Origin of the sequence: Paraburkholderia ribeironis, assembly GCF_900019265.1 — a bacterium.
GTDB lineage: Bacteria > Pseudomonadota > Gammaproteobacteria > Burkholderiales > Burkholderiaceae > Paraburkholderia > Paraburkholderia ribeironis.
The window spans coordinates 25,833-49,000 of record NZ_CYGX02000008.1 but is presented as its reverse complement, the minus strand read 5'-3'; the positions used below and the strand labels follow the sequence as shown (position 1 = coordinate 49,000).

The 23,168-nt window shown below is 64.2% G+C and carries 20 protein-coding genes; 5 read left to right on the top strand and 15 right to left on the bottom strand.

The genetic code is table 11. The annotated features are described in order from the left end of the window. Positions 1-5: 5 nt before the first annotated feature. The 4 genes from rfbC to BN2475_RS03355 form a co-directional block, all read right to left on the bottom strand. Entirely contained in the window at positions 6-557 is a 552-nt protein-coding gene (rfbC, locus tag BN2475_RS03370; protein WP_094778166.1) for a dTDP-4-dehydrorhamnose 3,5-epimerase, read from the bottom strand. After that, positions 542-1,435 (bottom strand): glucose-1-phosphate thymidylyltransferase RfbA, encoded by an 894-nt coding sequence (rfbA, locus tag BN2475_RS03365; RefSeq protein ID WP_094778165.1) that lies wholly within the window; start codon positions 1,433-1,435, stop codon positions 542-544. The genes rfbC and rfbA overlap by 16 nt, the downstream gene beginning before the upstream one ends. 10 nt (positions 1,436-1,445) lie before the next feature. Continuing rightward, the gene (rfbB, locus tag BN2475_RS03360) at positions 1,446-2,507 is read right to left on the bottom strand and encodes a dTDP-glucose 4,6-dehydratase (RefSeq protein WP_094778164.1); all 1,062 of its coding nucleotides are present in this window, start codon (positions 2,505-2,507) and stop codon (positions 1,446-1,448) included. A gap of 498 nt (positions 2,508-3,005) precedes the next feature. Further along, the gene (locus BN2475_RS03355; RefSeq protein WP_094778229.1) at positions 3,006-3,917 is read right to left on the bottom strand and encodes a GDP-mannose 4,6-dehydratase; all 912 of its coding nucleotides are present in this window, start codon (positions 3,915-3,917) and stop codon (positions 3,006-3,008) included. Between the two features lie 203 nt (positions 3,918-4,120). Here BN2475_RS03355 and BN2475_RS03350 point away from each other — a divergent pair, with 203 nt between their 5' ends. Next, complete coding sequence (locus BN2475_RS03350; protein ID WP_094778163.1) at positions 4,121-5,005, top strand: symmetrical bis(5'-nucleosyl)-tetraphosphatase; 885 nt, start codon at positions 4,121-4,123, stop codon at positions 5,003-5,005. A 53-nt stretch (positions 5,006-5,058) separates the two neighbouring features. Here the strand turns inward: BN2475_RS03350 and BN2475_RS03345 are convergent, their stop codons facing one another. From BN2475_RS03345 to BN2475_RS03305, 9 genes are all read right to left on the bottom strand, one after another. Next, the gene (locus BN2475_RS03345) at positions 5,059-5,901 is read right to left on the bottom strand and encodes a lysophospholipid acyltransferase family protein (RefSeq protein ID WP_094778162.1); all 843 of its coding nucleotides are present in this window, start codon (positions 5,899-5,901) and stop codon (positions 5,059-5,061) included. A 60-nt stretch (positions 5,902-5,961) separates the two neighbouring features. Beyond that, the gene (locus BN2475_RS03340; RefSeq protein ID WP_094778161.1) at positions 5,962-7,242 is read right to left on the bottom strand and encodes a dihydroorotase; all 1,281 of its coding nucleotides are present in this window, start codon (positions 7,240-7,242) and stop codon (positions 5,962-5,964) included. A 259-nt stretch (positions 7,243-7,501) separates the two neighbouring features. Continuing rightward, positions 7,502-8,527, bottom strand: coding sequence for an aspartate carbamoyltransferase catalytic subunit (locus BN2475_RS03335; RefSeq protein ID WP_094778160.1), 1,026 nt, complete (start codon positions 8,525-8,527; stop codon positions 7,502-7,504). Then, positions 8,524-9,921: an RNA-guided endonuclease IscB gene (iscB, locus tag BN2475_RS03330; RefSeq protein WP_094778159.1), complete on the bottom strand. Its 1,398-nt coding sequence runs from the start codon at positions 9,919-9,921 to the stop codon at positions 8,524-8,526. Before iscB ends, BN2475_RS03335 begins: the two co-directional genes overlap by 4 nt. Before the next feature lie 453 nt (positions 9,922-10,374). Next, positions 10,375-10,926, bottom strand: coding sequence for a bifunctional pyr operon transcriptional regulator/uracil phosphoribosyltransferase PyrR (gene pyrR / locus BN2475_RS03325; protein ID WP_094778158.1), 552 nt, complete (start codon positions 10,924-10,926; stop codon positions 10,375-10,377). Beyond that, a complete protein-coding gene (gene ruvX / locus BN2475_RS03320; protein ID WP_094778157.1) occupies positions 10,913-11,350 on the bottom strand; it encodes a Holliday junction resolvase RuvX in 438 nt (145 codons plus the stop codon). The genes pyrR and ruvX overlap by 14 nt, the downstream gene beginning before the upstream one ends. Further along, positions 11,347-11,925, bottom strand: coding sequence for a YqgE/AlgH family protein (locus BN2475_RS03315; protein ID WP_094778156.1), 579 nt, complete (start codon positions 11,923-11,925; stop codon positions 11,347-11,349). Before BN2475_RS03315 ends, ruvX begins: the two co-directional genes overlap by 4 nt. Positions 11,926-12,210: 285 nt before the next feature. Beyond that, a complete protein-coding gene (locus tag BN2475_RS03310; RefSeq protein WP_094778155.1) occupies positions 12,211-13,632 on the bottom strand; it encodes a FimL-related protein in 1,422 nt (473 codons plus the stop codon). Between the two features lie 263 nt (positions 13,633-13,895). Beyond that, a complete protein-coding gene (locus BN2475_RS03305) occupies positions 13,896-14,066 on the bottom strand; it encodes a rubredoxin (RefSeq protein WP_007178992.1) in 171 nt (56 codons plus the stop codon). Between the two features lie 312 nt (positions 14,067-14,378). Between BN2475_RS03305 and BN2475_RS03300 the strand changes: the two genes are divergently transcribed. From BN2475_RS03300 to cysC, 3 genes are all read left to right on the top strand, one after another. Beyond that, positions 14,379-15,239: a hydroxymethylpyrimidine/phosphomethylpyrimidine kinase gene (locus tag BN2475_RS03300; RefSeq protein WP_094778154.1), complete on the top strand. Its 861-nt coding sequence runs from the start codon at positions 14,379-14,381 to the stop codon at positions 15,237-15,239. Between the two features lie 86 nt (positions 15,240-15,325). Continuing rightward, on the top strand, positions 15,326-16,645 hold the full coding sequence (locus BN2475_RS03295) for a chondroitin 4-O-sulfotransferase (protein WP_342744579.1): 1,320 nt from the start codon (positions 15,326-15,328) through the stop codon (positions 16,643-16,645). An 18-nt stretch (positions 16,646-16,663) separates the two neighbouring features. After that, complete coding sequence (gene cysC / locus BN2475_RS03290; RefSeq protein WP_094778153.1) at positions 16,664-17,290, top strand: adenylyl-sulfate kinase; 627 nt, start codon at positions 16,664-16,666, stop codon at positions 17,288-17,290. Positions 17,291-17,490: 200 nt separating this feature from the next. Here the strand turns inward: cysC and groL are convergent, their stop codons facing one another. Together groL and BN2475_RS03280 are read right to left on the bottom strand one after the other, a co-directional pair. Beyond that, positions 17,491-19,131, bottom strand: a complete 1,641-nt coding sequence (groL, locus tag BN2475_RS03285) for a chaperonin GroEL (RefSeq protein WP_094778152.1) — start codon at positions 19,129-19,131, stop codon at positions 17,491-17,493. 53 nt (positions 19,132-19,184) lie between these two features. Further along, positions 19,185-19,475 (bottom strand): co-chaperone GroES, encoded by a 291-nt coding sequence (locus tag BN2475_RS03280; protein WP_094778151.1) that lies wholly within the window; start codon positions 19,473-19,475, stop codon positions 19,185-19,187. A 605-nt stretch (positions 19,476-20,080) separates the two neighbouring features. Here BN2475_RS03280 and ptsP point away from each other — a divergent pair. After that, positions 20,081-23,155 (top strand): phosphoenolpyruvate--protein phosphotransferase, encoded by a 3,075-nt coding sequence (gene ptsP / locus BN2475_RS03270; RefSeq protein WP_094778149.1) that lies wholly within the window; start codon positions 20,081-20,083, stop codon positions 23,153-23,155. Positions 23,156-23,168: the final 13 nt, after the last annotated feature.

Sequence of the window (23,168 nt, the reverse complement as noted above, 5' to 3'; positions counted from 1 at the left end):
GCCCCTTATGCGTAGAGTTCGGCGTCGGCAAGGCGCTTGCCCGCCGCGTCTTTCGCCGCGAGCAGCGGCTCGAAGCCGATCGGCCATTCGATGCCGATCGCCGGATCGTTCCAGACGATGCTGCGCTCGTGCTCCGGGAACCAGTAGTCGGTGGTCTTGTAGAGGAATTGCGCGGACTCCGACAACACCACGAAGCCATGCGCGAACCCGGGCGGCACCCACAGTTGCCGGTGATTCTCGACCGACAGATGCACGCCCGCCCACTTGCCGAAATTCGGCGAGCTTTTGCGGATATCGACGGCCACGTCGAACACTTCACCCTCGACCACGCGCACCAGTTTGCCCTGCGCATGCTGGATCTGATAATGCAGGCCGCGCAGCACGCCCTTCGCGGAGCGCGAGTGGTTGTCCTGCACGAACTCGACGCCCGCCTCGACCTTCTCGGCAAACTCGAGCGCATTGAAGCTCTCGAAGAAAAAACCACGCGCGTCGCCGAATACCTTCGGCTCGATGATCTTGACTTCGGGCAGCGCGGTAGCGGTTACCTGGATGGCCATGCGACGTGATCCGTAAGAATGTTTTGCAGATACTGCCCGTAGGCGTTCTTGGCGAGCGGTCTCGCGAGCGCGAGCAGCTGTTCGCCGTCGATCCAGCTGCGCCGGTACGCGATCTCTTCCGGACACGCGACCACCAGACCCTGGCGCTTTTGCAGCGTCGCGATGAACGTGGCCGCTTCGATCAGCGAATCGTGCGTGCCCGTGTCGAGCCACGCATAGCCACGGCCCATGATCTCGACGTTGAGCGCGCCATTGGCGAGATAACGCGAATTCACGTCGGTGATTTCGAGCTCGCCGCGCGGCGACGGCTTGATGTCCGCCGCGATATCGCAGACCTGCTTGTCGTAGAAGTAGAGACCGGTGACCGCGTAGTTCGAGCGCGGCTTGGCCGGCTTCTCTTCGATCGACAGCGCACGGAACTGCTTGTCGAATTCGACCACGCCATAGCGCTCCGGATCGTGCACATGATAGGCGAACACGGTGGCGCCTTCAGGCTGGTGATAGGCGCGTTCGAGCTGCTTCGCGAGATCGTGGCCGTAGAAGATGTTGTCGCCGAGAATCAGCGCCGACGGATCGTTGCCCACGAAGTCGCGGCCGATGATGAACGCCTGCGCGAGACCGTCCGGTGAAGGCTGAACCGCGTACTGGATGTTCATTCCCCACTGGCTGCCGTCGCCGAGCATCGCTTCGAAGCGCGGCGTGTCTTGCGGCGTGGAGATGATCAGCACATCGCGAATGCCCGCCACCATCAGCGTGGACAGCGGATAGTAGATCATCGGCTTGTCGTAGACCGGCAGCAACTGCTTGGAGACGACATGCGTGATCGGATACAGGCGGGTGCCCGACCCGCCCGCGAGAATAATGCCTTTGCGCGCCATTGCCGTGCCTTTACGCGCGCTGCGCGTAGTTGGTCTCAACCCACTTCCGATATTCGCCCGAAGCGACTTCGTCCGACCATGCCTGATTGTCCAGATACCACTGGACCGTTTTGGCGAGACCCGTCTCGAACGTTTCCGCCGGCGTCCAGCCGAGTTCGCGTTCGAGCTTGCGAGCGTCGATTGCATAACGGCGGTCGTGGCCCGGACGATCCTTCACATAAGTGATCTGATCGCGATACGACGCGCCCGCCTTTGGACGCAGTTGATCGAGCAGGTCGCACAGCGTGTGCACGACGTCGAGGTTCTTCTTCTCGTTCCAGCCGCCGACGTTGTACGTCTCGCCCGGCGTGCCGCCCGCGAGCACTTCGCGGATCGCGCTGCAATGGTCGCCGACATACAGCCAGTCGCGCACGTTCTGACCGTCGCCGTACACCGGCAGCGGCTTGCCGCTGAGCGCGTTGGCGATCATCAGCGGAATCAGCTTTTCGGGGAACTGGTACGGGCCGTAGTTGTTCGAGCAGTTGGTGGTCAGTACCGGCAAGCCATACGTGTGATGATAAGCGCGCACCAGGTGATCGGAACCTGCCTTGGTGGCCGAGTAAGGGCTATTCGGCGCGTACGGGGTGGTTTCGGAGAATTGTGGATCGGTGGCGGACAGCGAGCCGAACACTTCGTCGGTCGAAACGTGCAGGAAACGGAACGTCGCCTTGCCGGCTTCGCCAAGCGTGTTCCAGTAGCTGCGGGCGGCTTCGAGCAACGTGAAGGTGCCGACCACGTTAGTTTGCACGAAATCGGCCGGGCCGTGAATCGAACGGTCCACATGACTCTCGGCGGCGAAGTGCAGCACGGCGCGCGGCTTGTGCTCGGCGAACAGCGCGTCGAGCGCGGCGCGGTCGCAGATGTCGACGCGCGCGAAGATATGCCGCGGATTGCCCTGCAGTGACCTGAGCGTGCCCAGATTGCCCGCGTAGGTCAGTTTGTCCACGTTGAGGACTGCTTCGTCCGAGGCATCGAGCCAGTCAAGCACGAAATTGGCGCCGATAAAGCCGGCGCCGCCCGTTACCAAAATCATGAAATTACCTTCTAGATGTTAGCGGCAGATCGAGTTCAGTTCGCCGATCTGCTCACCCCGCGTGGTGGTTTCCGATTCTGCTGCCGCTCACCGCCTCCGCTTGCACTGCCTGCGGACGCTTGGACGCCAATCTTATGGAGCGCCAATTATAAAGCGGCCCGGAACAAAAACTAGAACACTAACAACTTGAAACAGCTTGACAAGATTGGTTGCCAATGATTCACACAGCGGGATTTTGGGCGCGAACGCGCCCGCGCAATGTGTGCGGGCGCACGAAAGCTGGCTGTCAGCCTGAGTTGTCAGCGGGGAACGTTGGAGGCCCGCGTCGGCTGGAATGAGCGGCGCGAGGGGAATGCGGTTGCCTGTTGCGGATGCGGCACGGCAGGTGGGCACGGGCGCAGGCGCAGGTGCAGGCTGGTGAAACGTGGTCCGCGCGGCCGGCGCCGCGCACGGCACACAACGGACACACAACGAGCACGCAACACCCGAAGCCGCGTGTCAGGCCGCGAGCATCCAGCGCAGCGTGTCGATGAACGGAATCGACTCGATCTTCGGCACCAGCGCGCGCAGCTTGGCTGGCGAGCCGGCCAGCATTTTCACGTCGGTGTGCCGGACGAAAGCGGGATTGACGCGGATATCGAGTTCATGGCCGGTCAGATCGCTTGCCGCGGAAAGAATTTCCCGCAACGTGTACGGCGTGCCGGTGCAGACGTTGACGGTTTCGGCCGTGGCTGCGGAATCGAGCAGCGCTTCATACGCGTTCGCCACATAACGCACGTCCGAAAAATCACGCGCGACATCGATATTGCCGAGCTCGATGGACGCTTCGCGGCGCGCGTAATGCTCGACGATCTTCGGCACCAGGAAGTTGGACGCCTGCCCGCGGCCGGTGTAATTGAACGGCCGCACGATCAGGAGCGGCAAGCGGTCGAACCAGGTGCGCACCATCGTTTCCATCGCCGCCTTGCTGGCCGCATAGTGATTGACTGGCGTGAGCGGAAAGGTCTCGTCGATCGCATCGCTGGTCACGTTGCCGTAGACGTTCGCACTGCTAGCGATCAACAGCTTGCGCGGCGTATGGCCGATCGCGGCGCAGGCCTCCAGCAGATTCAGCGTGCCGATCACGTTGACACGATAGAAGTCGAGCGGATCGTTGTGGCCGACGAAGCTGATCGCGGCCAGATGCACGATGTAATCGGGCCGCGCGATCTCGAGCACGCGCCGGCACGCGTCCGGCGACGTGATGTCGAGCCTGAGCCGGGTCGGCGTTTCAGGCTCGTTGCGACCGGCCATCGTTTCGATCACGGTGTGGCCGCGACCGAGCAGCTTCTCGACCAGATAGCGGCCGGTAAAACCACTTGCACCGGTGACGAGCGTGCGGATAGGTTGCTGCGCATGAGAAGTCGACATGCTTGCTCCGTTCACGAGGGTCATCCTGTTGTGTTGCCGTATCGCGCGAGGCCGTCGCGGCGCGGCTCGCGAGCGAGCGCCCGACGCTGCACGGCGCGATACCGCAACGTCAAACGGGCTATTATGTCACGCTACTATGTCGCACCGTCCAACGCGGCGCGTCGCCCGCGTCGCTGTGAGTATCGAACTGCATTGACTCCTTGATGACTCCCTCCACCACTTCAAGCGCCACGTCCAGCGCCACCGCTGCGTTGGCTCCTCTTGCATTCGGCGATCTGCAGGGCTGCCGCTCGCCGTTCCAGCGGCTGCTTGCCAAGGCCGCGCCGCCGGCCGGCACACCGCTGTGGTTCGCGGGCGATCTGATCAACCGGGGCAGCGAATCGCTCGCCACGCTGCGCGATGTGATCGCGCTCGGCGACCAGGCGGTGCCGGTGCTCGGCAATCACGATCTGCATCTGCTGTCGGTATCGGCGGGGATTCGCAAGTCGAAGAAAGGCGACACGATCGACGACATCCTCGCCGCGCCCGACGCCGCCGACCTGCTCGAATGGATCCGTCACCGCCCGCTCGCGCATTACGACAACGGCATGCTGATGGTGCATGCGGGCATCCTGCCGCAATGGGATGTGAACCTGACACTCGAACTCGCCGACGAACTGCAGCGTGCGCTGCGCGCGCCGAACTGGAAGGAAACGCTTGCCGGTTTATACGGCAACCAGCCGGATCGCTGGGCGCCCGAGCTCAAGGGCATCGAGCGCTTGCGCGTGACGTGCAGCGCGCTGACACGCATCCGCTTCTGCACGGCTAAAGGCGCGATGGATTTCAGCAGCAGCGGCACCTTGAACTCCGCGCCGCCGGGTTGCATGCCGTGGTTCGATGTGCCGTCGCGCAAGACCGCGGATGTCACCGTGGTGTTCGGCCATTGGGCCGCGCTCGGTTTGACCATGCGCGACAACCTGATCGGGCTCGATTCGGGGTGCGTGTGGGGAGAAAAACTGTCGGCTGTGCGTCTTGCGCAAAATCCCGTCGAACGCACGTTGACGCAGGTCGACTGCGAGTCGTGCGGCGCGCCTGACGGCGGCAACTAGACCCCGAGACCCGGAGACCCCGCTAAGAATGCGGCCGCGCGACGCGCGTCACGTCAAGCCGAACGCTCCGAGCCGTCGGACGGCTCGATGAGTGGCGCGGTGCCGGCCGGCGAGACCGCGCCTTGCGCCGCCTCCGTCACCGTGGCACCGGCCTTCGCCGTGCCGCCCTGCAGTTCCTGCAACGCCGCGGCAACCACCTGCTGCGCTTGCGCGGCCAGCGAGCGCCGGTCCGCGGCCGGCGCGAGCGGCTCGCCGACGTACACATGCGCGCTCAGCGGGCCACCGCGCAGCAGCAGATTCAGCGATTCGGCGAGCGACAGATCGTCGATATAGGCGGGCGCGGTGGACTGCCGGCCCTGCGCGTCTTCATACAGGATGCACAGCGGCTGCACCGGCGCCCCCGCCGACACCGCCGCCTGGAACATGTTCGCGTGAAACGGCAACAGCGCGAGTCCATTGGACGTGGTGCCTTCAGGGAACACGCACATCAGTTCGCCCGCGCTCAGACGATCCGACAGCTCATGCATGATCCGCTTCGCGTCGCTGCGCTTTTCGCGCTGGATGAACACCGTGTCCAATTGTTGCGCGAGCCAGCCGACCAACGGCCAATGCCGGATCTCCGCCTTCGACACGAACGGCGTCGGCCGCCACGCATTGATCACATAGATATCGATCCACGAGATGTGGTTGGCGACCACCAGCGCGCCGCGGTCGAGCCGCGCGGCATCGTTATGCACGACGAGCCGCATGCCGCACAGGCGCAGCATTTTCAGCGACCACGCGCGATTGAGCGCGTGACGCCGGTCCGCGCTCGCGCCCGGAAAGCGCGTCGCCACGACCCACATGCCGTGCAGCAGATGCGCGATGAGACGGGCCTTGCGTAACGCGAGCTTCATGGTTGGCGCTTTCCGTAACTGTGCGATGAGCTGGACACTAAGCGAGGCAAGGTGGGCAGATCAGCGCTGCTCGAACGCGACGTGACCCGACACGATGGTTGCCCGCACGCGCGCCGGCAGTTCGTAGCCGAGGAACGGCGTGTTATGCCCCTGGCTCTTCAGCGCACGCGGCTCGACGCGCCAATGCGCGTGACGGTCGAACACGCAGAGGTCGGCCACCGCACCCACCGCAATACGGCCGGCCGCGGGCAGTTCGAGCACCTGCGCCGGCGCCGCCGTGATGCGGTTCAACGCCTTGGCGAGCGGCACACCGGCTTCGTCGGCCCACTTGAGCGTCAACGACAGGAACAGCTCCAGGCCGGTCGCGCCCGGCGTGGCCTCGGCGAACGGCAGCAGCTTTTCGTCTTCGTCGACCGGCGTGTGGTCGGAGCAGATCGCGTCGATCGTGCCGTCGAGCAGACCCGCGCGGATCGCTTCACGATCGCGCTGCTGACGCAGCGGCGGGTCGAGCCGGAACTGCGCGTCGAAATAGCCGATGTCGAGGTCGATCAGATGCACGTGATTCACCGTGACGTCGCACGATACCGGCAGGCCCTCGGCCTTGGCCGCGCGCATCAGCGCAATGCCCGCCGCCGACGACAGATGCGACAGATGCACCCGCGCGCCCGTCACGCGCACCAGTTCGAAAATGGTGTGCAGCGCGATCGTTTCAGCCGACACCGGCACGCCCGACAGTCCGAGCCTCGACGCCAGCGCGCCGCTCGCGGCCACGCCGCCCTTGCCGAGATAGGCGTCGACGGGACGCAGCCACACGGTGTAGCTGTAGGTCTTCGCGTATTGCAGCGCGCGCATCAGCACCTGGGTGTCGACGATCGGCACGTCGGCCTGCGAGAAGCCGACGCAGCCCGCCTCGGTCAGCTCAACCATCTCGGTGATGACCTGCCCCTTGAGGCCGACCGTCAGCGCGCCGAGCGGATACACGTGTGCCTGGTTCAGGTTGCGCGCACGGAACTTCAGCATCTCGACGAGGCCGGGTTCATCGAGCGTCGGGTCGGTGTCCGGCGGACACACGAGGCTCGTCACACCGCCCGCGAGCGCCGCGGCCATTTCGGATTCGAGCGTCGCCTTGTGCTCGTAGCCGGGCTCGCGCAGGCGCGCGGACAGGTCGACGAGACCCGGCGCGATATGCAAGCCGCGAGCGTCGACCGTCTTTGCCGCGTGGAAGTCGGCCGGCGCGTTGCCGATGGCGACGATCTTGCCCGCCGCGATAAAAACGTCCTGCTGTTGTTCGGTGCCCGCTGCCGGATCGATCAGCGTGCCACCTTGAATATGAATCTTCATGCGCTGCCTTTTTTCAGCTTGGTTCAGCCTGGTTCAGCCTGGTTCAACCTGGTTCAACCTGGTTCAACCTGGTTCAACCTGGTTCAACCTGGTTCGGCTTGATATTCAGCCAGGTTCCGCCTTATTCGTCGCGTTACTCGCAGCGTTATTCGCCACGTTGTTCGCCACGTATTCGCCCTGTGCCGGCGTGTCTGGATAACGGCATGGTCCGGTGCCGCCGCGCTCGTGGCGGCGCGGCGCCTGCCCCCACCCGCTTCGCTCAGTCGTTATTGCCCGCGACGATACCCATCACCGCCATGCGCACCGCGATACCGAAAGTCACCTGATTCAGGATCACCGATTGCGGACCATCGGCCACTTGTGAATCGATTTCGACGCCGCGATTCATCGGACCGGGATGCATCACGATTGCATCGGGCGCGGCGAGCGCGAGGCGCTCCGGCGTCAGGCCCCAGCTCTTGAAATACTCCTGTGCCGAGGGCAACAACGCGCCGCTCATCCGCTCGTTCTGCAAGCGCAGCATGATGATCACGTCGACGTCCTTCAGGCCTTCGTCGAGGTTGTGAAAGACCTGCACGCCCATCTGCTCGAGGCCGCCCGGCAACAGCGTGCGCGGACCGACCGCGCGCACTTCCGGCACGCCGAGCGTGGTCAGCGCGTGAATGTCGGAGCGCGCGACCCGCGAATGCAGAATGTCGCCGACGATCGCCACACGCAGCTTCGTGAAGTCCTTCTTGTAGTGACGGATCGTGTACATGTCGAGCAGACCCTGGGTCGGGTGTGCGTGACGGCCGTCGCCGGCATTGATCACGTGCACGTGCGGCGCGCAATGCTGGGCGATCAGGTACGGCGCGCCGCTCGAAGCATGGCGCACGACGAACATGTCGGCATGCATCGCCGACAGGTTGTTGATCGTGTCGAGCAGCGATTCGCCCTTGCTGGTCGACGACGCATTGATGTTCAGATTCAGCACGTCCGCCGACAGACGCGTCGCGGCGATTTCGAAGGTGGTGCGGGTGCGCGTCGAGTTCTCGAAGAACAGGTTGAACACCGACTTGCCGCGCAACAGCGGCACCTTCTTCACTTCACGATCGGTCACGCTGACGAACTGGTCGGCGGTGTCGAGAATGTGGTTGACGATCGCCTTCGGCAGGCCCTCGATCGACAACAGATGTTTGAGCTCACCGTTTTTCGTGAGCTGCGGGTTGCCCTTCAGGAAGCCATAACGGAAGCGCTCGGTGGCGCTGTCGGCGGAATCCGTGGGGGCCTGGGTGGCGGTGTTCATCCTTCTGCGCGGGAAACCTCGGCCTTCAGGCCGGGGAGGGATGGCCCGGGCTGCGTAGCAGCCCCTCCTCCCGCTTCTCCTTTGTCAATTGCCATCCTTGAGTAGCCGTAGCCGTCCGCGCGCTGCAAAACCCGGCAATAGCGGTGAGCAACGCCCTGTACGACCTGATCATGGGTTTGAATGTTGAAACTGCCGGTGGCGCGCACGGCCACACGGCCACGGTGCGTGCCTGCTTTTCTGCCCGAGGGCACGTCGGCCCGCACATGGTCTCCCGTTCCGAACCCACGCACGCGCCTGGCGCGCATCAGATAGCCCCGCGGAAAACCGTACCTGTCCAGTAGTGTGCGCTGATAGCTGCCGCGCCCAGTGCACTTCACCCGCAGGGTCGGCTTGCGCCACGCAACGACGGCCGAAACCTCACCCACGCACACTGCATCCAGCGCATGCGTCTTCGGGATGCCGAGCTGGCTACGGTTGTATTTCGTTCGCCCCCCGGAAGCGGTTTCGACCGGAAGGCCGGTGGCGCGCAAGGCATTGACCAGCGCCCAGCGAGTGGCGTTGACGGCCGAGGCATCCTTGAGCGGGCGCCGGACCTGGGCCGTGAGGCGCGCCTTGTCCTTCACGAAGACGTCCAGAGGTTGCGCAGCCTTTCGGATGTTGCACGGTACGCAGGCAATTGCCAGGTTCGAAACCCGGTTCGAGCCGCCGCGCGCACGTGACACCAGGTGCTCGATGTTGAGCGGCACGTTCTGCACGTCACAGTAGCAGCACTTCCGCGTCCACTTCTCCAGAAGGTACTCACGCAACTCATACCCGAACAGGGTTCCCTGCTGGTACTCGATGCCGGTGACTTCTGGATTGTCGGGCACCTGCATGTCAAAGCGCACGAGTTCAGTGCTCGCCGCCGTTATCGGGGCCCAACGCTGGAGCCGCTTGACCCAAGCGAGCGTCGTATCCACTCGATGTTGCAGAGATGGCGCAAGCCATCGTGTAGGCCGGGTACGGTTCAGAAAGCGCGGTGCGCGGTAGCGCAGGGCACCGCGCCGACGGCGACGCATGGCGCGCCGCGCGGTGAGCGCCTCGCTGATTTGCCGGCCGCGATGGACCAGTTCGAACAAGTTAAGGACCACTGCGCCGCGATGGATTTCTCCCGTCGACGCGTCGACCTGTTCAATGTCGCGGACCAGCGCCAATCCCGTGGCCTTGCTGCCCGGGTCCAGCTTGATGCGCAGGGGTTGCGCTGCACTGCTGAGGAGTTCGCGGTCGACGAGTCGGATAGCGAAGGGCATGAGCCGATGAACGCGCGCACGCCGGCGCGCGAGCAACAACCTCGCACGCTTCTCGCTGCACGGCATCAACGGCTTGCCCAACCTGTCCAGAACGAATACCGCCAACTGCAGCTCCTGGTGTTCAACCGGAAAACGTCCGGCGCGTTGCCCTTACGGGCCTGGTGACGGGCGCCTTGCGGCGCCGCTCCCCTCGACCATGTTGTACAGCAGGGGGCAAGAAAACCTGCCGGTCGCAGCCCGTTTCGTGCCTACCCGGGGCTTGTCTGCTGCTGCGACTTCCAGAGCGCCAGACTCAGGAAGCATCTGGCGGTGGGTCTGCTGTCTCCTGCACAACGGTGCGTCCCGCGACGGCTGGTCTGGTCAACCCCAGACTTGCAGATTGCTACCCTACAAGCCTCGGCCCTTAGGCCGGGGTGATTGACGGTGTACCTGCTTCAAATACGGACTTCAACGGAATCGGTGTCGACGCGGACTGCTTGCGATGGTTTTGGGCTACACCGGCCCTTCGCGCGAAACGCGGCGCGCCGGATACGGTGTTGCGCAACGCGCAAAGTGCATTCAATCGACGCGTGCCTCGGTGTGAAAAGAAAAACGCGGGTGGCCTGCCGCGCCGTCCTCTTCGCGCGCCAGCACGAGCGTCGCGTCGGCGGGCACGTTCACCACGCCGCCGACAAAACGCGCCGCCACCGGCAACTCGCGGCCGCCGCGATCGGCGAGCACCGCCAGTTCGACCGCGGCCGGCCGGCCATAGTCGTACAGCTCGTTGAGCGCCGCGCGAATCGTGCGGCCGGTGTACAGCACGTCGTCGACCAGCACGATGCGGCGGCCGTCGACCGAAAACGGCAGCGAGGTCGGGCTCGCCTGCGCGTGCAGGCCCTTTTTTGCGTAGTCGTCGCGATGCAGCGCGACGTTCACCACGCCAAAGCTCGGCAGGTGCAGATCGTGCGCGAGCCGCTCGGCAAGCCACGCGCCACCACTGTGGATGCCGGCCAGCACCGCGTTTTCCGCACCTTCGGCACCTTCCTGAGCGGCGCCGAGCCGGTCGCCGTAGGCCGCGCGAATCTGGTCGAGCAACGCGCGATAAAGCGCTTCGGCGTCAATGGAGCTCATGATCGTCGGAAAGTCCGTCTAGATATTGCTGGAGGATGATGCTGGCGGCTTCGGCGTCGAGCATGTCGGCGCGGCCGTGGCCGGCGCGGATACCCGCCTTCGCTTCGACCGACGAATAGCGCTCGTCGACCCACGTCACCGGCAGATTGAAGCGGCCGTTCAGCTGATTGCCGAAGCGCTTCGCGAGTTGCGTCATTTCGTGCGGCGTGCCGTCCGGGTGCATCGGCAAGCCAACCACCAACGCGTCCGGCTTCCATTCGGCGATCAGCTTGCCGACCGCCTCGAACCGGTATTCGCGGCTGTGGTTCGGCACGATGACGAGCGGCCGCGCACGCCTGGTCAGCGAATTGCCGACCGCCACGCCGATGCGTTTTTCCCCGTAGTCGAACGCCAGCAGCGTCGCCTCAGGTCCGGCGCCGCTCATGCGTGCCCAGCCTCGCCCGACAGCATCGACAGCGAAATGCCGAGCAGCGCGAGCGCAGCTTCGAAACGCTCTTCGGCGGGCACGTCGAAGACGATTTTCGGGTCGGCCTCGACCGTCAGCCAGCCGTTCTTCGAAATCTCTTCTTCGAGCTGACCCGCGCCCCAGCCGGCGTGGCCGAGCGTGAGCAGGAAGCGTTCCGGGCCGGTGCCGCTCGCGACGGCTTCGAGCACGTCTTTCGAGGTGGTCATTTCGAGCCCGCCCGGCACCGACATCGACGACGTGTAGGTGTTGCCGTCTTTCGGATCGTGCAGCACGAAGCCGCGCTCGGTTTGCACCGGGCCGCCGAAATACACGGGCACATGGAGAAGGGGTTCGATCTCGAGCTTGAGATCGATGCGACTGAAGAGCGCTTGCAGGTCGATGTCGGTCGGCCGGTTGATCACGAGGCCGAGCGCACCACGCTCACTGTGATCGCAAAGGTAGACCACCGTTCCTGAAAACGTCGGATCCGCCATGTTCGGCATGGCGATCAGGAACTGGTTGGTCAGGTTGATGCGATCGTTACTCTTGGACATGTTTCTGATTTTAGCAAAGACGATGCAGGATGGCGGGCTTTGAGCGTGGAATCGCGATGCGTGCGATGAAGAGACATGCCGCGAGCCATCGCCGACGAATCAGCTTGCACTCTATCACGCACGCGAGCCCTCGCCACTGTGAGCGGTGTTCGGCAGGCACGCGGGCTGCGTGCGGCCAGCGTTGCAGCATGGCGACGCGCCGCCGCGGATCGATCGCGCTTGCCGCCGTCCCTGCCGATGCAACCGGCGTGGCTCGGCTACCGCGGCGCCGGACGCGCCGGACGCTTACACCCCACCCTGCTCGATCGCGCGGGTAAGGGTGGCGAGCGTCGCCTGCGCGGCGCCGCCGCCGGCTGGCGCGACTCCTGCGGCGACCTTGTGCAGCGTCGCGCGTAGCGCTTCGGCGGCCTGTTCGAGCGTGCTCGCCGCCGGCGCGCCGACCACCACATGCGCGCGAACCGCTGGCGTCGACACCCCCGCATGCGCGCGACGACGCCATGCGAGGCCCAGCGCATCGGCCAGCAAGGCCACGTGACCGAGGCCCAGCGCACTTGCGGCGGAGCCGAGCCGGTAGGCGGCGTCGCCCGCCTGCAGCGCTTCGCCGGGATCGGCTTTCTCGGGCTGGTCGGCCGCGCGGGCATGCTCGGCCAACGCGGAGATCGACGCATCCGCCGTCTGCAGGAAGTCTTCATAGGCGTTCGCGTTGACCGTCAGCACGCCGAGATCGCGCGTTGGCGACCCGCCGAACGCGCTGACCGACTGCGCCTCGAGCGCGCCCGCTTCCCACAGCATTTCGGATGACTGGGTGGCGGCCACGTGCCAATCGACGGTCAGGCCGTAATCGTGCAGCACCTCGACCTGGTCGGCGTCTTCCGCCGCCGCGCCGAACAATGCGTAGTCGCGCCACAAGAGCGCCAGCGCCGCGCGCACCAGCGAGCGCGGCGCACGCTCGATGCCGCGCGCATGATCGGCCAGCGCCAGATTGCAGCGGGCGTAGAAGCGCCGCGCATCGGTGTCGCCGGTCGCGTGGCCGCCGACTCGCAAGGCCTTGCCACAGGCCCTCGCGAGACGCCAGAAGTCGTAGGGGTCCGGACCGGCGAGTTCGGTGAAAATGGCGTCCAGTTCGTCGAGCGCCGCGTTCGTGACGGCCAGCGCGGCCGCGCTACCAGTATCGGCCTGCGAGCGCAGCACCGGCAGCAGCGCACGCTCGTAGCGCACCCGCAAATGAGCCAGCTGATCGGCGGACTGTGCGTGCAGCGACACCGGCGGCACCGGCCGCGCGGCCAGCGCGAGATCCTCGAAAGCGGCGGTGGAACCGGGCGTGTGCTCGGATAGATGTGCGCAGAGCGTCCGGTAGTGACCGAACAGCGCGGGCGAGCAGGCCAGCTCGCGCAAATTGTGACGCTCGAGCGCCGCGCGGAAATCGCGCAACGCCGCGCCGAACACCGGCCGCGCGCTTTCCGCGTCGATGGGGTCCCCCGCGGCGAGCGGCGACAACCGCACCAGCGCATCCGCGAAACGCTGCGCGCTCAGCCAGCCGGCGGCGCGCAACGCGTGCGACGCACGCAGCAACGCCGAGGTGCTCTCGTGGTCCTGTTCGAATGCTAACGACGCCTCCGCCAGCGCCAATTCCGCGGGACGGACGGCTCCGCCACGCGGGTTCGGCAAGGCGTCAAAGGGAACGGGTGCGGCGGATCGAAGAGTCATGGGCAGGCAACACGAAGCTGACGGGCCGTCGCTTCGTGTCGCACGCAGACTGATCGGCTAACGCGCAAACCGGCGACAGGACAATGACAGACTACCTTTGCGACACGGCATGGCCGGCGACGTTCCGCGCCGACGCGATGGAGCATGATTCTGGGCGCAAGCGGCGCATTGCTGGACGCATTGGGCATCTTGGGCACGCTGGCGGACGCCGCCTGCCATACCGGCCACGGGCCCAGCCGGCATAGCCGGCTGCGCCGTGGACTTCAGATCTGGACCATCTCGAAGTCTTCCTTGCGGGCTCCGCACTCCGGGCAGGTCCAGTTGATGGGAACGTCTTCCCAGCGCGTGCCCGGCGCGATGCCCTCCTCCGGCAAACCGGCTTCTTCGTCGTAAATCCAGCCGCAAATCAGGCACATCCAGCTTTGATATTCCATTCTTGTGTCGCGTCGTAAAGTCCGTGGAAACGGGAGCCATGATGGTACCGTGTTGCCGCCCCAATGCCTAGCAATCGGAAACGCGCAAGCGTAGCGTGCAGCGGCCTTTGGCGCGTCAGGCCGGGGCGGCCGCGCGAGATGTCGCGGCGTGATGCCGCGCTCGTGCCGCGCTCGTGCCGCGCTCATGTCGCGACCCGTTTGCGGCGAGCAGCCGAAGTGTGCGAAAAAACGCCCCTGCGGCAGTTTAGGCCGCATAATTGAGCCGATTGCGCACTCCCTGCGCCGAAATCCCGCTTCTTTTTGTCAATCTTCATGCCCAGCGACACGCCTCCGATCGTCCTCACCTTCGGCCTTTCCGATCCCACCGGCGGCTCCGGCCTGCAAGCCGACCTGATGACCCTTGCCAGTATGGGCTGCCACGGCGTGTCCGTGCTCACCGGCTACACCGTGCGCGATTCGGCCAGCTGCGATGAAGTGACTGGCCTCGACCCTGAAGTCGTCGCGACCCAGGCGCGGATGCTGCTCGAGGACATGCCGATCGCCGCGTTCAAGGTCGGCGCATGCACTCGCGCGGAAGTGGTGAGCGCGATCGCCGAAGTGGTCGCCGATTACGACGACGTGCCGCTGATCCTTGCCCCCGATTTCACGCTCGACGACGAGCACGTGCTCGCCGCCGACGAACTGCGCGAAGCGATCGCCGATCTGCTGGCGCCGCAAACCACCCTGCTGGTGGCCGACTCGGCCACGCTTGTCGCGCTCGCGCAGCCAGACGGCGACGCCGAGGCGCCGAGCCTGGACGCGGCGATCTCGCACCTGCTGTCGCAAGGCTGCGAGTACATCCTGTCGACCGAAACCGGCACGCACCGGCACGTCAATACGCTATTTAGCGAAGAGGGCCAGTTGCGCCAGGACATGTGGGACCGCGGTAGCAATCGGCTGATGGGCTTGACGGATACGCTGGGGTCCGCGATCGCGGCGTTGCTGGCCAATGGCCAGGAACCGGCGGAAGCGGTGCGCGAGGCGCAGGAGTATCTGTACCAGGCGGTGCGCAACGCGTTCCGGCCCGGCATGGGGGCGTATCTGCCGGATCGTTTCTTCTGGGCGCGCAGCAGCGACGACGACACACCGCCGACAGCAGGCAAGGACGCCGCGCCGGGCGAAGCGCGGCACTGAAACTCGCGGCACCGTGCGCATGAAACCCGCGTTGAGGCGGGTTTTTCTATTTGCGGCGGCGTTTCTGCAGCCAACTAGCATAAATTTTGCGTTCGCCGCGTTACCAGATGTTCTATCGCGTAATCAAACGTTACAACGCCCGCGCGATCATCACGCTACACTTGATGCGTCATAAGTTTGTAATACAGCCGCATATGTCTTTTCCAATCTTTTTCGTCCATCCTCCGAAAAGCGGCGGAACTACGGTGATTTCCTTTTTCGATTTGAATAAGGGTAAAGGCCAGTTTGTCAACTTCGAATGGGACCGGGACGGCTGGGAAAGCTGCCGCGCTAAATTGCTGGCAACCCGCATCGGCGGTGGGCATCACGCATATGGCATTCACCGCCTCCTCAAGCACCCTGTCAGCTATTGCACCATTCTGCGCGACCCGCTCGCGCGCCAGGTATCGCACTACTGGTACGCGGCGAACGGTAAGAACGGCGAGGTGGAACGGGGTGCGGGCGTATCGACGGCCGAAGCGCTCGTGCGGCGCGGCGCCATCTCGCTCGACGAATGGGTCGCTGAGTCGCTGGGCGGAAAGAATCTGTTTGTCCAGATGCTGAGCGGCCATCCCGTACTCAATGAAACCAGTCTCGAAGTCGCGCAAGATCATCTTCGCCATCACATCGCCACGGTCGGCGTCTGCGAAAACATGAGCGAATTTTTACTCCGGCTTTGCGGAATGACCGGACTGAAATTGCCGTTCTATTTCGAAACAAACCGGACGTCCGGCTTCGCTAAAGACCGAAGCCAATTGAGCGAAATGGCCAGGCAAAAGTTTGTCGAAGACAATAGCCTCGACTACCAGATATTTCGCGACGCCAACCGGATGATCGAAACGCATGCGGATGAAGCCGGGAAGATCTTTTCGAATGCGCTGGAATTGGTTCGCGTGATACAAGCGGAAATTGACCGGCTTGAAAATCCGCACGTCCACAGTTCGATGGTTTTCGGTTTCGAACAATCGTTCCTCTCGGAAGTGGCGCGCGTCATCCGCCGATTCGACCTTGCCCCCATCAACGCGTACCTCGAGTTCGCACAAAGCCGCCCGCCCGCGCTCGCCGACATGTTCGACGGTTTTGTCGACGTGGTTCGCGACGGCGTCGTGTCGGGCTGGGCCGTCAATCTCAGCCGGCCGGAACAGAACGTTCACCTCGAAGTCCGGGCTGGCTCGCAGGTGGTCGCGAGCGGTTGCAGCGGCGAGTATCGGCCCGACGTAGCTAATGCAGGATATCCGAGTTCCCACGCCGGATTTTCAATTCCGCTGCCTGCCGATGTTCGGGACGGCTTTCACGTCACGATCGCGAATTCGACCGAGAGCCTGCACAATGCTGGCGTCTGGCAGCAAGGCTGGCACTGCGCCTGAGCCTCGAACGAACTCACCATGAAACAGCCTCACTCCCTCGTACAAAGTTTCCACGGCGCGATCGGCATTCAGGACAGAATGCAGATCTTCCATCAAACGCCGGTCACGATCTGGCTCACCGGTCTTTCCGGAGCGGGCAAATCGACCATCGCCTTCGAACTCGAAGCGCACCTCGTCTCCCTGGGCCACGCGTGCTATGTACTCGATGGAGACAATATCCGCCATGGCCTCGCAAGCGACCTCGGCTTCGAGCGGAAAGACCGCCGCGAAAACATACGCCGGGTCGCGCACGTCGCCCAGTTGATGAACGACGCGGGCCTCATCGTCATTACCGCGCTCATCTCGCCGATGCGCGAAGACCGCGCAATGGCGCGCGATATCATCGGGCGAGGCAACTTTATCGAGACCTATCTCTCGGCACCTGTCGATACCTGCGCCCGTCGCGATCCAAAAGGCCTTTACGCGAAAGCCAGGTCCGGGGAAATCGCTTCGTTTACCGGCGTGTCGGCCCCCTATGAAGCCCCGCACGATCCCGAGCTCCACATCGACACGGCAACGCTAACGTCTGCGGAGAGCGTCGCGCGCATATTCGCGCATTTGCGCAGGAAGACGTTGGCCACCGCCCATCACGAAGCCGGCGCGTAATCTGAAGGATTTTGCCTACCGTCGGCCCCAAAAGAAAAAACCCGCAGCTGCGGGTTTTTTCTTTTGGGAGGTACGCCTCGCGGCGTACTTCCCGATGTATTCCCAACTGGGCCTCGCAATGAGGCTCGACTTCGAGGCTCGACTTCGAAGCTCGACTTCGAGGTTCAACCACGAGGTCCAACCACGAGGCCCAACCGGAATTACATGTCCATGCCCATGCCGCCCATGCCGCCGGGCATGCCGCCAGCCATCGGTGCTTCTTCCTTCGGCAGTTCGCAAACAGCTGCGTCGGTCGTCAGCAGGAGACCAGCAACCGATGCTGCGTTTTGCAGCGCCGTGCGCGTCACCTTCGTCGGATCCACCACACCTGCGTCAACCAGGTCGACGTACTCGCCGGTTGCTGCGTTGTAGCCGAAGTTGCCCTTGCCAGCAGCAACTGCCGCCACCACGACGCTCGCTTCTTCGCCGCCGTTCGTGACGATCTGGCGCAGCGGCTCTTCCATCGCGCGCAGCACGATCTTGATACCTGCGTCCTGATCGGCGTTGGCGCCCTTCAGGCCAGCGATTGCCGTACGTGCACGGATCAGCGCAACGCCGCCGCCAGCCACGATGCCTTCTTCCACCGCTGCGCGCGTTGCGTGCAGAGCGTCTTCGACACGTGCCTTCTTTTCCTTCATTTCGACTTCGGTCGCTGCACCGACCTTGATCACCGCAACACCGCCTGCCAGCTTGGCAACGCGTTCTTGCAGCTTTTCACGGTCGTAGTCCGACGTCGCTTCTTCGATTTGCTTGCGAACCTGCTTCACACGCGCTTCGATGTTGGCCGCTTCGCCAGCGCCGTCGATGATCGTGGTGTTTTCCTTGCCCACTTCGATGCGCTTTGCCTGGCCCAGTTCAGCCAGCGTTGCCTTTTCGAGCGTCAGGCCGGTTTCTTCAGCGATGACTTGACCACCGGTCAGGATGGCGATGTCTTCCAGCATGGCCTTACGACGATCGCCGAAGCCCGGAGCCTTCACAGCAACAGTCTTCAGGATGCCGCGGATGTTGTTCACCACCAGCGTAGCCAGCGCTTCGCCTTCGACGTCTTCCGCGATGATCAGCAGCGGACGGCCAGCCTTCGCGACCTGTTCCAGCACCGGCAGCAGATCACGGATGTTTGACACCTTCTTGTCGTGCAGCAGCACGAACGGGTTGTCCAGAACGGCGACTTGCTTGTCCGGGTTGTTGATGAAGTACGGCGACAGGTAGCCGCGGTCGAATTGCATACCTTCGACAACGTCCAGCTCGTCTTGCAGCGACTTGCCGTCTTCGACGGTGATGACGCCTTCCTTGCCGACCTTGTCCATTGCTTCAGCGATACGGTCGCCGATCGACGAATCGCTGTTCGCCGAGATCGCGCCGACCTGAGCGATTTCCTTGTTGGTCGTGCACGGCTTGCTGATCTTGCGCAGTTCTTCGATCGCAGCAGCCACTGCCTTGTCGATACCGCGCTTCAGGTCCATCGGGTTCATGCCCGATGCGACGTACTTCATGCCTTCGCGGACGATGGATTGCGCGAGGACCGTTGCGGTCGTCGTACCGTCGCCTGCGTTGTCGCTGGTCTTGGAAGCCACTTCCTTGACCATTTGCGCGCCCATGTTCTGGAGCTTGTCTTTCAGTTCGATCTCTTTTGCGACCGACACACCGTCCTTGGTAACCGTCGGGCCGCCGAAGCTGCGTTCCAGCACAACGTTGCGGCCCTTCGGACCCAACGTGACCTTCACAGCGTTCGCGAGAATATTCACGCCTTCAACCATCTTGGCACGGGCGGAATCACCGAATACGACGTCTTTAGCTGCCATCTTCTAACTCCTTGAATTCTTGAGATATAGCCGGGGAAGTAGCGAGCTTGCGCTTACTTCTGCACCACGGCCATGATGTCTTCTTCGCGCATCACCAGCAGTTCGTTGCCATCGACCTTGACGGTCTGGCCTGCGTACTTGCCGAACAGGACGCGGTCGCCGACCTTCACGTCGAGCGCGATGGGCGCGCCCTTGTCGTCACGCTTGCCCGGGCCGACTGCGAGAATTTCGCCCTGGTCCGGCTTTTCCGCTGCGGCTTCGGGGATCACGATGCCCGACGCGGTCTTGGTTTCTTGATCCAGACGTTTGACGATCACGCGATCATGCAAAGGACGAAGGTTCATACATACTCCTCTCTGATTGAGACTGAAGAACGCTGAGAAAACCCGGCTGGCCAAGCCAACCGGCGATGTTGTTAGCACTCTCGTGCAGCGAGTGCTAATTATATGGACGGGTGGTGACAAATTCAAGAAGGGGATGGCGCGTCGCTGCCGGCGTTCACTCGACCTCGAACCCGCTGGACTCGAGTCCGAACATCCGCACCCGCGATCCGCTGCACGCTGACGAGTAATTCCCGCCAAAACAATGATTTACGAAAAGCTCGACGGCGATCTCCGGATGCGGCCAACCAACCGTGCCGGCCGTAAGCTCGCTTGCGTCAACGAAGTTGGCATCGAGATCCAGGCTCCTGGGGAAATCCCTGAAACACACATCACCCGACGCACACCTGCGAATTCCAGGGTCACATTCGAGCAGCGAATCACCAACTCGTTGCCTATGATTAGGCTAAGCCAGTTCAGTGCTTTGCAGCGCAGGGTCCAGCGCACCCGGCTTACTCACTTATATCGGCAGACCCCTGGGCTTATGTCTATCGGCTTTTGCGAATACCAGGCTCGCGCCGCGCAAATCAACTCGTTTCAGTCGAACGCAAGCCACAAGGAGTCTGCAGATGAAAGCTCCTCAACGTCCAGTACGCGTCGAGTTGCTGGCGCCGCTCTCGGGCGTGCTGGTACCGATAGAGACCGTGCCGGACCCGGTTTTTGCGCAAAAGATGGTCGGCGACGGCATTTCGCTCGACCCCACGTCAAATGAACTGCTCGCGCCCGCGGCCGGCGTCGTCACGCAACTCCACGCAGCGCACCACGCGCTGACGATCACGACAGACAGCGGCATCGAGATCCTGCTGCACATCGGCATCGACACCGTCGGCCTCAAAGGCGAAGGTTTCACCCCTCTCGTCACGCAGGGCGAGCACGTCGAACGTAGCCAACCGGTGATCCGCTTCGATACCGATCTGGTCGAGCGCAAGGCAAGCAGCCTGCTCACCCAGATCGTCATCGCCAATGGCCATCAGGTCGCACGGATCAAGCCGCACACCGGCGTCGTCGAAGCCGGTCGCAGCGTGCTGCTCGAAGTCGAACTCAACCACGCGGGCGCTGCGGGTATCGAACTCACCGAACTGCGCGCGCCGCTCTCGGGCGTCGTGGTGCCACTGGAGACCGTGCCCGACCCGGTCTTCGCGCAGAAGATGGTCGGCGACGGCGTTTCGATCGACCCGACCTCGAATGAGCTGCTGGCCCCGCTGCCCGGCAAGGTCACGCAACTGCACAGCGCCAGCCACGCCGTGACGATCACTGGCGACAACGGGCTCGAAGTGCTGCTGCACATCGGGCTCGACACCGTGATGCTGCGTGGCGAAGGCTTCACTCCGCTGGTCAAGGTCGGCGACACGGTCACGACGGGTCAGCCGCTGATCCGGTTCGACCCACTCCTGATCGGCGCCAGGGCGGTGAGCCTGCTGACCGAGATGGTGATCACCAACGGCGATCTCGTGACGCGCTATGTGCCCGCGAAGGGCCTCGTCATTGCCGGCGAGGACACGGTACTGTCCGTCGAGCTTGTCGGCGGTGCGCTCAAGGAAGAGACAGGCGCCGCGACCGGCGCCATCGTCTCCGATGAAGTCATCCTGCCCAATCCCTCGGGCCTGCATGCACGGCCCGCCGCGGTCTTCGCCGCCGAAGCGAAGAAGTACAAGTCCAACCTCCGCCTGCTGCGCGGCAGCGAGAGCGCGAACGCCAAATCGGTCGTATCGGTCATGGGACTCGCGACGAAGTTCGGTGACAAGGTACGCGTTGAGGCCACCGGTCCTGACGCCGGCGAAGCCGCCAGCAAGCTCGCGACTCTGCTCGCCGCAGGTTCGGGCGAGAAGCCGGGCGAAGCACCGGCACCGGCAGCAGCACCAGCACCAGCACCAGCACCTGCAGCGGCAGCAGCACCAGCACCTGCAGCGGCCGCGGCAGCCGCAGCCGCACCGGTGAGCGCGGCGCCCGCCGCCACGCCTGCCGACGCCAACGAACTCACCGGCGTATCGGCCTCGCCAGGACTCGCGGTCGGCAAGATCGTGCAGTTCCGCCAGCAAGTCATCGACGTCAAGGAAGCCGGCGAATCGCCGCAGCGCGAACGGGCGCGGCTCGAATCGGCCCAGCACGAAGCACGTCAGCAGATCGAAGCGCTCAAGGCGAGGCTCACCGATCCGTCGAAGGCGCAGATCCTCGACGCGCACCTCGAACTGCTCGACGACCCCGACCTCAACGACATGGCGATCGGCAGCATCAGCGCGGGCAAGAGCGCGGGCTTCGCGTGGCGCGGCGCGTTCGAGCAGCAGGCGAGCATGCTGGAGAAGCTCGACAACCCGCTCTTGCGCGAACGCGCCGGCGACATCCGCGACGTCGGCCGCCGGGTGCTCGCGCTGGTTGCCGGCGTGGAGCAGGCGCAGATCGAAGTGCCGAGCGACTCGATCCTGATCGCCGAGGAACTCTCGCCGTCCGACACCGCCTCGCTGGATCGCAGCAAGGTGCTCGGCTTCTGCACGACGACGGGCGGCGCCACCAGCCACGTTGCGATCCTCGCGCGCTCGCTCGGCATACCGGCCATCTGCGGCATCGACGAGAACGCGCTGCAGCTTGCCAACGGCACGCTCGTCGTGCTCGACGGCACGCGTGGCAGCTTGCGGCGCAATCCGAGCGACGACGAACTCGACAAGGCGCACGAGCGCATCAAGCGTCAGACGGCCAAGCGCGCAGAAGAGCAGCTCGCCGCGAGCAAGCTCGCGGTGACGGCCGACGGTCACCGCGTCGAAGTCGTCGCGAACATCCGCAACGCGCAGGAAGCGCGCGATGCGGTGGCGGCCGGCGCCGAAGGCGTGGGCCTGCTGCGCTCCGAGTTCCTGTTCGACGACCGCGACACCGCGCCGTCCGAGGACGAACAGGCCGCCGAATATTGCGCGGTGGCCGAAGCGCTTGGCCGCGAGCGTCCGCTCGTGGTGCGCACGCTCGACGTCGGCGGCGACAAACCGCTTTCCTACATGCCTCTACCGAAGGAAGACAACCCCTTCCTCGGGTTGCGCGGCGTGCGGGTGAGCCTCGACCATCCGGACATGTTCCGCACGCAGCTGCGCGCGATCTTGCGCGCGGCCCCGCTCGGCAACCTGCACGTGATGTTCCCGATGGTCGCCGCGATCGAGGAAGTGCGCGCCGCGAAGAAGATCCTGCTCGAGGAGGCCGGCGATCGCGCGAACAGCGTGAAGGTCGGCGTGATGATCGAAGTGCCGTCCGCCGCGTTGATCGCCGAACCGCTCGCACGCGAAGTGGACTTCTTCTCGATCGGCACCAACGATCTGACGCAATACACGCTTGCGATGGATCGCGGCCATCCGAAGCTCGCCAAACAGGCCGATGCGCTCCACCCCGGCGTGCTGCGGCTGATCGGCATGACGGTCGAAGGCGCACACCAGCACGGCAAATGGGTCGGCGTCTGCGGCGGCATCGCCTCGGATGCGATGGCCGTGCCGGTGCTGGTGGGTCTTGGCGTCGATGAGCTTTCGGTCAGCATTCCCGCGGTCGGTTCGATCAAGGCCCAGCTTGCGCGGCTGACCATGGACAAGGCGCGCCAGCTCGCCGCCGAGGTGGTGCGCCTCGGTACCGCCGCCGAAGTCCGCGCCCTGCTCGCTCCGTTCGGCGAATAGGCAGACCAGTAGG